The organism is Avrilella dinanensis (assembly GCF_002807015.1).
Lineage (GTDB): Bacteria > Bacteroidota > Bacteroidia > Flavobacteriales > Flavobacteriaceae > Flavobacterium > Flavobacterium dinanensis.
Window position 1 is genome coordinate 856168 of the sequence record NZ_NIPO01000001.1, and the last position, 12377, is coordinate 868544.

A 12377-nucleotide genomic window follows, 5' to 3' on the forward strand; every position below is an offset into this window, starting at 1 on the left:
TTTAAATACAAAAAAGCTGCCCGAATGGACAGCTTTTATTTATTGAATTGTTATGGTCTGTTTCCTGTCAGGACCGACTGAAACAATTTTAATCGGCACACCAACTTCTTTTTCAATGAAACTGATATACGCTTTCAGTTCTTCCGGAAATTGCTCATACGATTGCATACCGGTTAAATCAGCATTCCAGCCTTTGAGTTCTTCATAAATTGGTATAACATTTTCTTCCTCAATATTAAAAGGCAAATGGTCGATTTTTTCGCCTTTGTAATTGTATGCGGTACACACTTTCAGGTTTTCAAATCCAGAAAGCACATCGCCTTTCATCATATATAATTCGGTAACTCCGTTTATTTGAACGGCATATTTCAATGCAACCAAATCCAGCCAGCCGCATCTTCTGGCACGACCGGTTACTGAACCGAATTCGTTACCTAATTTAGCCATTCTCGTTCCGATTTCATCATTGAGTTCGGTCGGGAAAGGTCCTGAACCCACACGAGTAGTGTAGGCTTTGAAAATCCCGAATACTTCTTTGACCTTGTTCGGTGCAATGCCCAATCCCGTGCAGGCTCCCGCCGCAGTGGTTGTCGATGAAGTTACAAACGGATAAGTTCCGAAATCGATATCCAACAAAGAACCTTGAGCTCCTTCTGCCAGAATACTTTTTCCGTCTTTCAGTGCTTGGTTCAAATAATCTTCTGAATCAATAAATGTTAGTTGTTTTAATTCTTCGATTGCTGCGAAAAATTCGGTTTCCAACTCTGCTAAATCATATTGAATATCCACTTTGTAGAAGTCAATCATTTCGATATGCTTATCTGCCAAAGCTCTGTATTTTTCTCTGAAATCGCTCAGTTCGATATCTCCCACTCTCAATCCGTTTCTACCGGTTTTATCCATATAAGTCGGCCCGATTCCTTTGAGTGTAGAACCGATTTTGGCTTTACCTTTCGCTGCCTCCGAAGCTGCGTCCAGCAAACGGTGTGTTGGCAATATCAAATGGGCTTTTCGGGAAATGAGTAATTTATCTTTAATATTTATTGAAAACTTTTCAAGACCTTGTATTTCACTTTGAAAAACCACCGGATCCATCACAACGCCGTTACCGATGATGTTGATAGCATTCTTGTGAAATATACCGGACGGAATGGTTCTCAATACATGCTTAATACCATCAAATTCAAGTGTGTGACCTGCATTTGGTCCACCCTGGAATCGTGCGATAATATCATATTTGGAAGTAAGTACATCAACAATTTTTCCTTTGCCTTCGTCTCCCCATTGAAGACCGAGCAGTAAATCTACTGTCATAATTAAATTATTAGTCGTTTTTTAGTTTGCTTCTGTATTATTGTCTGTTGTTTTTGAACCATAAAAGTACAGCGAATGATTGTGAATACTCACCCCGAATATTTCTTCAATCGTTTTTTTAATGGTTTGTATCCGCGGGTCGCAAAACTCAATTACCTCGCCAGTATCAGTAAGAATAAGGTGGTCGTGCTGTTTGTCAAAATATGATTTTTCATAGTGAGCCTGATTTTGCCCGAACTGATGACGCCGCACCAAACCACATTCGAGCAAAAGCTCAATCGTGTTGTACAACGTAGCCCTGCTCACACGATAGTTCTTATTCTTCATTTTGATATACAAAGATTCGATATCAAAATGCTCGTTGTTTTCATAAATTTCCTGCAGAATGGCGTATCGCTCGGGTGTTTTTCGATGCCCTTTTTCTTCCAGATATTTGGTAAAAACATTTTTTACAATTTCCTGATTTTTATTTACTTCCATAATAATGAGCTATGAGCGTTGCAAATATAACGCAAAATATTGTTTTATCAGACAGTTTATTAAATTAAGATGTCTGCATTCTGGTTACTTTTTCTACTCCGTTTACTGATTTAATATTGTTAATCAGCTTTTGCAGAACATGATTATTAGGTACACTCACTTTTATTTCTCCTGTGAAAATTCCGGCATCGCTACTTAAAGAAATACTTCTTATATTAATAGCCATATTATTAGAAATCACTTTAGTAAGTTCATTTGTTAACCCTAATTCATCAATGCCGAATATTTTTAATGTAACATCAAATTCCTGATTAGTTGAATCTATCCATTTTGCTGACATAATTCTGTAAGCATAATTGGAACGCAGACTGATAGCATTCGGACAGTTCTTCTTATGCACCTTTATCCCTTCGTTAATCGTCACAAAACCAAATACATCATCTCCCGGAATTGGGTTACAGCAATTCGCCAGTTTATAATCCAGTTTTTCTTCTCCATCGCCAAACACAATCAAATCCAGATTGCTGTCGGTCTTAACAGGCGGTTCGGTTTTCCGAATAGATTTTCGGAATAAATTGAAGAACGTATTGCTGTTCTTATGATTAGCAAATTCTTTAAGTTGTTGGTTATCAATAGCTCCTGTTCCTGCTTTGTAAAAAACGTCCTGACTTGTTTTTTCTTTGAAATAATTGACCAAATCATTCACAGTTTTCTCAGACCAGTCAATTTTCAGGTGTTTCAGTTTACGTTGTAAAATCTCTTTACCTTCTTCAGCCCGAGATTTGATATCTTCATTGAGAACATTTTTAATCTTGTTTCTGGCTCTGGCTGTTGAAACAAATTCTAACCAATGCACGCTTGGTTTTTGATTAGATGATGTAATAATTTCTACCTGGTCGCCGCTGTTCAGCACATAATTTAACGGAACCAGTTTCCCATTCACTTTCGCTCCTCTGGTTTTAATGCCGACTTCGGAATGTACACTAAATGCGAAATCTAATGCTGTTGCACCTTTCGGTAGCGATTTGATTTCGCCCTTGGGTGTAAAAACATAGATCTCTTTGGCATAGAAATTCAGTTTAAAATCTTCAACAAAATCTACTGCATTTTCCGAAGAATTTTCCAAAGCCTCCCGCAAGTGATTCAACCAGATATCCAAACTGTTTTCTTCACTGACACCTTGCTTATATTTATAATGAGCCGCGTAACCTTTTTCGGCAATTTCGTCCATTCGTTCACTACGCACCTGTACCTCCACCCAACGACCTTTTGGTCCCATAACGGTAATATGCAACGCTTCATAACCTGTTGATTTTGGAGAAGATATCCAATCTCTCAATCGGTTTGGCGATGGACGGTAATGGTCTGTGACAACCGAATAAATTTTCCATGCCAGAAACTTTTCATTCTGCTGTTCAGATTCGTAAACAATCCGCAAAGCAAATTTATCGTAAACTTCATCGAAAGTAACGCCCTGCATTTTCATTTTACGATAAATGGAATAAATCGATTTCGACCTTCCTTTAATACTATATTTGATATTTTCTTTATCCAACGACTCGCTCAAAACATCTGAAATCAGCTTAATATAAGCATCTTGTTCTTCTTTGGATTCTTTAATTTTGCTCAAAATATCCTGATACACTTCCGGCTCGGTATATTTAAGCCCTAAATCTTCCAACTTAATTTTTATGTTGAATAAACCCAATCTGTGAGCCAGCGGTGCATAGATGTACAAGGTTTCTGAAGCTATTTTCGCCTGTTTGTAAGGAACCATGCCTTCCATTGTCTGCATATTATGCAAGCGATCAGCAATTTTAATCAGGATTACACGAACATCATCATGCAATGTCAGTAGCATTTTCCGGTAATTCTCAGCCTGAAGTGAAATATCCGGGTCGGGCTCCATTCTGGATATTTTGGTTAATCCGGCTACAATCTGAGCAATTTTCGGGTTGAACATTTCTTCTATTTGTTCAACGGTAATATCAGTGTCTTCCACCACGTCGTGCAAAAGTGCAGAAGCGATAGACGTTGCCCCCAATCCAATTTCTGACGCCACGATTTTTGCCACCGCTATCGGGTGGAAAATATAGGCTTCTCCTGATTTTCTTCGTTGGTCTTTATGGGCTTCGACAGCTACATCAAAAGCCTTTCGAATCAGTTTTTTTTCGTCATCATTCAATGTTTGATAACTGATTCTCAGTAATTCTTTATACTCTTGAGCAATGGCTTTGTTTTCTTTTTCTATGTCTTCAGTAGTCATATTCATAAGCAAGTATTTTTATAACCATTAAAGTTAATTCTTTTCCCGGAAATAACAATAATTTGGATTGAAAAATATTGCTGGTAGAAACTGATTGTTTTATTTATTGTAAGGATATTCCCTTTCAATACATTAAATCCTTTCCCCGTTTAAATTCGTCAACAAAACATCGGTCATATAATCAACAAAAGGTCGTGATTTTTTGAAAACCGCAACTGCTTTCTTTGAAAAATCCTGACTTAAAACTTCTTCGTCTTTTAATTTATGGATTAACAGAAACTGCTTTTTTTTAATCAAATGGATACGTTCATGATTTTTATCAAAACCTTTGGGTGCAGTTTTTACTTCGTCGCCTGTTAAACTGCCGAATGTTGTTTTAATATCTTTTGTGTTCAGAATCCCCTCCAACTCATTATCCAGTTCAATTTCTTTTCTGATACGCAGTAAATCTTCTTTTTCCGGATTGAAAAAACCGATTCCGATAAATGAATTTCCAGGTTCGATATGAAGATAATAACCTCCTCGGTAATCTGGTTTTTGTCTTCCTATGTACATCGAAAAATGTGTTTTGTAAGGCGTTTTATCTCCAGAAAACCGAATGTCACGATAAATCCGGTACATTTTCATCGGTTCTAAAAAATCTGTTTGCCGCAATTCTTCATGAATAAGATTAAAATCAAACAAGGCATCATTTTTGGCTTTTTCAAACGTTGCTTTATTTTCTCCAAACCATTCACGGTTATTGTTTTTTGCCAGATTCTTTAAGAAATCTAAAACCTGCTTTTCCATTTTTATCTGATTTTAAAATGAAAAGCCACACAAAAGTTGTTGATTTGCATGGCTTTTTATCATTATATAATATTAAAAATTGAATTTATACATGGCTCCTGCCGATACCTGAAAACCTTGCACGGGATAATTTTGCCAATAGTTATAATCGTTATTAAAAATGTTATTGGCTCTGGCAAAAACCGTCCATTTCTCTGTTGGGCGATAGCCCAGATAAGCATTTAAATCTACGAAAGAATCCAATTCAACGTCGGTTTCTTCTACAGGAAAAGTGAAACTGTTCACGAATCTGTCATAGCGTTTCCCTATCCAATATCCCTGAATACCGGCAAACCATTTCGGGGTAAAATCCATACGAACATCTGCCCCCAATTTGGTTTCGGGCATGTTATAAGCATATCTCAGATTTTTAGTTTGATAGCTGTTGTATTCCCCGGATAGATTAATGCTTACATTGTCAGAAAACTCCAGATTCAACTCGCCATAAGCCGTGAAAGTAGAAACAATATCGTAAGCCATTCCGAATGAATTACCATATTCATAAGAAAGATTGTTAGTTACTGAGGAAGCTAATGGATTATTGACAAACAGCTGTTTGTCATCTTCGGTTTTATACGACGCTCTGATGTTGTAAGCCACATTGTGATAGAGTTTACCTTTCATTCCGGCATAGGCGTTGTATTGCGTAAACGTAGGTTTGATGTCGAGTACCGGCGCCACAAAAGGATTTTCCTTTGCCAGATTAGCATAAGTATTTTGATGGATTCCGCCATCAACTCCTCCGTAAAACATGACAATATCTTTAACAACATCTACATGTAAAGCTACATTGGGGTAAATCACAAAACGACTATCCGATTCGTCATTTACCGTACTGTTAATTGAACCAAATCCCAAACCTAATTCGAGGGAATAAGTATCGTCATGTAGCCTGATGCCTGGTTCGGCACCCAATACGGTATATTGATAATCGGTTTTTGCATCGAAATCATTAAATTCTGTACTTAAATAATCTGCAAAAAGTCCGAGTTTTGCATTAACATCAATAACATTAAAACGCAAATCAGGGCGAAATTTTAAATGGTGTTCTTTACTATCAAAATCATCTGTAAAATACTGATATTTGACCTGTGCAGATTCTAAAATTCCGTGATAACTTTCAAATTTCCCATCGGCATAAACGCCGGTATGAATTTGCTTTAAATCAAGAGATTGTGCTTGGTCATGTGGATAAAAACCATTTACTTCCTCCGGAATTCCATACCAGTTTTGCATATTTCTGTATGTTCCGAAACCAAGTTTCCACGCATTTTTTGCTCCTTGATTTCCGAGATAGAAATTAAGATTAGAACGACTCATTTCGTTGTCATACGCTACACCGTCAATATCTCCGTAAGAAGACAAATGCGAGATGTTTCCTCCCAAATACAGATTCGGACTCACTTGTTCTGTTATAGACAACTCTCCTTCAAAAGTGGAATAATTTCCTGCTCTGAACCATACATGATTGCTGTAAATGGTTTTCAAACTGTCTTCGTCCACCTTGGCTGCCTGTCCTTTTTCGGGCAGGAAAGTTGAAGCCACCGGCACGGAATTAATCTGATAATCAATATCGATTTTCTGTTGGTTATCTTCATCGTTCAATTCGGGGCGTTCCTGAATTTTAAACGCGTCATTGACCTGTGCCCGATATGCCGAAGTGACGGTTACCGTTTCGGTTCCGATATTATCTTTTTCCTGAGCAGATAGCGTAAAACCTGCCAATAACAAAAAATAGGATATATATGTTCGTTTGTTCATTACAATCTTAGTTTTGAATAGATGAATTTCTTTTGGTTTCTTCGGCTTTAATTTTGTTCAGCTCGGTTTGAGCCTCGCTCACAACATCTGAATACTGTTTAAAGTTCGTAATAACGTTTTCCAAAATATAAGTAGCCTGATAGCTGTCTTTCAGTCCGTAATAATTTTTCGCCATCAAAATCAATCCTTTGGCACCGTAATATTTATGGGCAGAGTAATCTTTGGCTAATTTTTGCACTACCTGATTAGAGCTTTCATATTGCCCGGCTTTGTTTTTGTAATAAGCATCGTAATATAAAGTCTCTGCTGCCAAAGCTCCGCGGGCTTCTTTCTGAATCTCGGCAAACAAACGCTGAGCTTCCTGATGATTGCTGTTTCTGAAAGCCTGTCTTGCCAATATTATTTGGGCATCTAAAAGCATTTGCTTGTCTGATTTTTTGTTTTTCAGTACTTTATCGGCATAAGCACTTGCTTTTTCGTCATTGTTTTGCTTTTCGTATAATTTCATCAGGTTTGCCTGAGCGAAAATCTTATTTTGCTCATGTCCGGCACTACTTTCTAGTTTGGTCAAAGCACGAACGGCATCATCGTCTTTATTTTGCTGTAAATAAATGGTTGCCAGTTTCGTCCAGGCTGTTTCTGTATATTCATTCTGAGATGCCTCCGTTACTTTATTGTAATGCGGAATGGCTTTATCCTGATTATTTTCAGCAAAATATAATTCAGCCAGATTGAAATGAGCTTTCAGAGAATGAATTCCGGTCGGATAATTTTTCAAATAGTTATTAAAGAAAGTAATCGCCTGCTGATTTTCCTGCTGAGCCAGTTTCTGCTCTGCTGCCTGATAAGTGTCATTATCCAATTCGGCTTGCGAAATATCCACAAAATCAATATTTTGTACCCAGGCAGCAAATTCATCAGTACGCCCGGTTTCCCGATAAATGATTCGTGCATTTTGCACAGCCTCCACCGCATCATTCGTTCCAGGAAAATCACTGACCACTTTTTTATATTTCTGCAAAGCGTCGCCATTTTGCTGATTATTATAAAAAACAAGCCCTTGTCTCAAAATCGCTTTAGGCACAAACGGACTGGAAGAATATTGAGTAATCAACTTATCAAATGTCTGTATTGCCAACTGATTTTGGTTGGTATTGGCATAAGAACTTCCCAATTCATACAAGGCATCATCGGCATAATTCGACTGCGGGTTATTCGTTGAAAAATCTTGCAAAGCCTTATTCATTTTAGCTTGCTCTCCTACCAAACCATACGTGATAGCTTTCTGGAATTCAGCATAATCCTTGTCAGATGAGTTACTTGAAATAACCTGATTATAGGCTTCTGCAGCAGCCCAGTATTTTCCGTTCATAAATTCGCTGTCAGCAAGCCTGAGGTAAGCGTCCGTTTTTTTATCGCCCGTTGCAGACTGATCGACATAAGCCGAAAAATGCTTCGCCGCTTTGTCAAATTCTTTGAGTTTAAAAGCCGTATAGCCCAAACTGTACTGAATATTTTTGTATTCCGGGGTTTTATCGGCATGCAGCTGGTCTCTGAACAACGTATAATTTTTATATGCGTCCTGATATTTGTTCAAGGCATATTCTGTTTCGGCACGCCAATAAGTTGCCCTTGCCAGCATTTTGTGGTCTGACCGCTCAGCGATAGATTTTTGCAACATTCCTAAAGCCTCGGTATATTTTCCTTCACCATATAATTCCAAACCTCTGTAAAAAGTAACTTTCTGATAAGCTGCCCGATGTGACGGTGTTTTGTTTTCTTCCAGCAAACGTAGGGCTTCTTTGTAATTTTTTGAAGAAATATAAGAATCTATCAGCAAATCATTGATTTCCGATTTCCCCGCTGAGTTCGGGTAAGCCGACAAAAAGTTTGTCAATACTTCGGGTACACTTTGGTACGGGTTTCCGATTTCGTAACTCAATTTGGCATAATTCAAATAAGCATCTTCCGAAATCTGTGGATTAAACAACATTTCCGAAGCATTTTTGAATGCATTCAGTGCTTGTGGTTTTTGCTCTAAAATCAAATAACTTTCACCCAAATGATAGTAGGCATTTTGTGCTACGGCATCTGTTCCACCAATGATTTTATTGAATTCATTAATGGCTTTTTGGTAATTTTTTTGCTGGTAATAAACATACCCCAACTGGTAAAAATCGGTATTGCTCCACTTACCATCTTTGCCTTTATATGCCAACAGATAAGGTAGAGCCTCATCGTATTGTTTAAGGTTAAAATAACTTTCTCCAATAATTTTGTTTAGTTCAGATTGCTCTTCCGGTGTCGATTTGTCTAACTGGGACAACCCTTCTTCAATAGCTTTTTCAAATGCACCTGCTTTAAAATTCATATCAGATTGGTAATAACCCAATTTTTCGGCATATTTATCCCGCTCGCCTACTTCGCCAAACAAATCCTGAGCCGTTTGATAATCGTCCTGTAGATAAGCGATATATCCGGTATAATATTTGGCTTGCTCGCCGTAATCTTCCGAATCCTGAATTTTATCGAAATAATTTTTTGCCCGGTTATAGTTTTTGTTTTCAAAATAAGCATAAGCTTTATTAAAGTACAATCTCTCCCGGTTTTGTTCCGACAGCATATTTTCGTTTACACGCTCTGCATAACGAAGTGCCTGCTGATAATCACCTTGTTTAAAATAAAAATTACTGATAGCCATATATGCCTGAGGTTGCTTGGCACTGGTCGGATAGTTATTCACAAACTGATTGACCTTTTCCTCAGCCCCGTCCTGATTGAGAGAAACGGCACAAAAAGCGATATAATAGGCACAATCGGCCTGCATTTCCTGTGATATTTCCCGGTCGTTAATCTGGTCAAATAGATTTTGAGCCGCCGCATACTGTTCTTCTCTGAACAGAGTAACTGCTTTGTCAAAATCTGTATTGGAATGGGTATAACCGATTGATTGCTGGGCAAACATTTGTCCGCAGCCAAAAGCCGCCAGCGTATATAATAGAAAGCTTCTTTTACGCATAAAAAGTTTTTGTTTCAAATATATAAAATATATGTAAGCAGAAAAGTTATAAAGCTGATAAAAGTAGAAAAGTTTATTGGTGCACAAAAAAATATTTCCGATTATCATTCCGAGCATAGCAAGGAACGAGCGACGAGGAATCTAAGAGCCTGTTTAAATTATAAATATTATTTCAAACGTTTTATTTCATTTCAAAAAATATTCCTATTTTTATAGAAAAGAAAATAATTGCTATGCTTGTAAAAATATTCGGAAGTGCCGTTTTTGGCATTAATGCGACCACAATTACCATTGAAGTAAATATTGACAAAGGCGTTGGTTACCATTTAGTAGGATTGCCCGACAATGCTGTTAAAGAAAGTAGCTACCGGATTGCTGCTGCCTTGTCAAACACAGGTTTTAATCTTCCCGGGAAAAGAATTACCATTAATATGGCACCCGCTGATATGCGAAAGGAAGGTTCAGCTTATGATTTGCCTATTGCTATGGGGATTTTAGCTGCGTCGGGACAAATCAAACAGCAAAATTTTGATGATTGCGTAATTATGGGCGAACTCTCTCTCGACGGAAGTGTGCAGCCAGTCAAAGGAGCTTTACCTATGGCAATTGAAGCAAAAAAAGAAGGTTTTAAAACATTATTTGTACCCAAAGTTAATGAAAAGGAAGCCGCTGTTGTTCAGGGCGTTGATGTATACGGCATTGATAATATCAAACAGTTGATTGACCATATTGAAGGTCAAAATTATATGCAACCCACCAAATTAAATGAAAATGAGCTTTTTGCAGAAGAAAATGATGTTTTTTCTGCTGATTTTTCTGAAGTAAAAGGTCAGGAAAGCATAAAACGTGCAATGGAAATTGCAGCAGCAGGCGGACATAATATTTTGCTTATTGGTCCTCCGGGTTCAGGAAAAACCATGCTCGCTAAGCGATTACCAAGCATTTTGCCGCCAATGACTTTGGAAGAAGCTTTGGAAACCACCAAAATACACAGTGTTGTCGGCAAAGCTGTCAATGTAGGGCTAATCCGGAAAAGACCATTTCGCAACCCACATCACACAGCTTCGAGTGTGTCGTTGGTTGGAGGCGGGAGTTATCCACAACCGGGCGAAATTTCTTTGGCACATAATGGAGTCTTATTCTTAGATGAATTACCCGAATTTAAACGCGAAGTACTGGAAGTGATGCGGCAGCCTTTGGAAGACAGAGAAGTAACGATTGCCAGAGCCAGATTCACGGTGTCTTATCCGTCATCTTTTATGCTGGTTGCCAGTATGAATCCGTCGCCAAGCGGTTATTTCAACGATGGCTCGGCACCGATTACTTCCACGCCGCAGGAAATGGCAAGATACTTGAATAAAATATCCGGACCATTGCTGGACAGGATTGATATTCACATTGAAGTTAATCCGGTACCGTTTGAAAAATTATCAGACCGCTCAACGGCAGAAAAAAGTGACGATATTAGAAAGAGAGTGATTGCTGCCAGAAAAATTCAGTCAGAAAGGTTTAAAGATTTTGAAGGCATTCATTACAATGCACAAATGAGTTCAAAACTGATAAAACAGCATTGCAATCCTGATGAAATGTCATTGAATTTACTCAAAAATGCTATGGAAAAACTAAATTTATCTGCTCGTGCTTATGACAGAATTTTGAAAGTATCACGTACGATTGCTGATTTAGACAATGCCGAAAATGTACAATCCGTTCACATTGCCGAAGCAATTCAATACCGAAGTTTAGACCGTGAAGATTGGATTAGTGGTTGATTGTTTGAGAGTGACCGAGTAACCGAGTGACCGGAAGTGACGAAGTTTAAAGTTAAACAAAAATCCGCTTCACGGTTTGTGAAGCGGATTTTTTTAATAACTTATTCAAAATCATATTACTTTTTAATCCATTTTCTGGTAGTGATACTATTTTCATTTCCATCAATTACTTTTATCAAATAATTTCCTGTTTGAAGTGATAAAGCATCAACAGAAGTAGTTTCGTCACTGATGTTTCCTGTTAATACGATTCGTCCCATCAAGTCAAATACCTGAAAGCTACGGGCGTCTAAACTTAAATCTGTGTATAAGAATAATTGCCCATTACCTGGATTTGGAAAAACAGCCACGCGTTCGTCTTTCATGTCAATGATTTCTGTACCCACATTGCCTTTCCTTACGATAAATGTTGCTGTTTGTTCTTCGGCAATTTCGGTTTCAGTTTCGTCTGTATAAAAGAAAACTTTAACCGTTACAGTACCTACTCCATCATCTGCATATTCCGGTACATAAATTTGTGGCTTAAGCTCAGAACTTTCTCCAACAGCTATTGTAAAAAACGGTACTTCACTATCATTAGCAATAAATTGATTTACCTGGCTTTGGGTGTAACAAGTTTGATTGTCACAAAAAGTGAACAAAGCCCACCCTGCAGGTAAATCTACTTCTTCTAATTTCCATTTTAAATTCTCTATCGGAGCATCACTTTCATTAAACACATGGTTATACATTGTTACCGCTTCCTCAGTAGGATTGTTACCTGGAGTTCCTTCCGTGGTTTCGTCCATAATTTCATGTTCAATAGAGAAAGTCTGGGCAGAAACTATTGATGCAAAAGCTATGGCTGCCATTGAAAATATAAATTTTTTCATAATCGTGAAATATTTTTTGTTTCGGTAAATATATAAAAAAATGGATTAATAAAATTTATTAATCC

Annotated in this window: 8 protein-coding genes; 1 reads left to right on the top strand and 7 read right to left on the bottom strand. The window is 37.7% G+C overall.

The genetic code is table 11. The features are described 5' to 3' along the window. Positions 1 to 39: 39 nt before the first annotated feature. From CDL10_RS04085 to CDL10_RS04110, 6 genes are all read right to left on the bottom strand, one after another. The gene (locus tag CDL10_RS04085; protein ID WP_100677362.1) at positions 40 to 1314 is read right to left on the bottom strand and encodes an adenylosuccinate synthase; all 1275 of its coding nucleotides are present in this window, start codon (positions 1312 to 1314) and stop codon (positions 40 to 42) included. A 21-nt stretch (positions 1315 to 1335) separates the two neighbouring features. Next, positions 1336 to 1794, bottom strand: a complete 459-nt coding sequence (locus CDL10_RS04090) for a Fur family transcriptional regulator (RefSeq protein WP_100677363.1) — start codon at positions 1792 to 1794, stop codon at positions 1336 to 1338. 64 nt (positions 1795 to 1858) lie between these two features. Continuing rightward, a complete protein-coding gene (locus tag CDL10_RS04095; RefSeq protein WP_100678631.1) occupies positions 1859 to 4060 on the bottom strand; it encodes a RelA/SpoT family protein in 2202 nt (733 codons plus the stop codon). Positions 4061 to 4192: 132 nt separating this feature from the next. Further along, on the bottom strand, positions 4193 to 4849 hold the full coding sequence (locus CDL10_RS04100; protein WP_100677364.1) for a DUF2461 domain-containing protein: 657 nt from the start codon (positions 4847 to 4849) through the stop codon (positions 4193 to 4195). 72 nt (positions 4850 to 4921) lie between these two features. Beyond that, positions 4922 to 6649: a TonB-dependent receptor gene (locus CDL10_RS04105; RefSeq protein WP_100677365.1), complete on the bottom strand. Its 1728-nt coding sequence runs from the start codon at positions 6647 to 6649 to the stop codon at positions 4922 to 4924. A gap of 7 nt (positions 6650 to 6656) precedes the next feature. Then, a complete protein-coding gene (locus CDL10_RS04110; protein ID WP_100678632.1) occupies positions 6657 to 9668 on the bottom strand; it encodes a tetratricopeptide repeat protein in 3012 nt (1003 codons plus the stop codon). A 233-nt stretch (positions 9669 to 9901) separates the two neighbouring features. Between CDL10_RS04110 and CDL10_RS04115 the strand changes: the two genes are divergently transcribed. Continuing rightward, entirely contained in the window at positions 9902 to 11440 is a 1539-nt protein-coding gene (locus CDL10_RS04115; protein WP_100677366.1) for a YifB family Mg chelatase-like AAA ATPase, read from the top strand. Positions 11441 to 11556: 116 nt separating this feature from the next. On the opposite strand, the gene CDL10_RS04120 is transcribed toward CDL10_RS04115, so the two are convergent. Then, entirely contained in the window at positions 11557 to 12312 is a 756-nt protein-coding gene (locus CDL10_RS04120) for a T9SS type A sorting domain-containing protein (RefSeq protein WP_100677367.1), read from the bottom strand. Positions 12313 to 12377 lie beyond the last annotated feature (65 nt).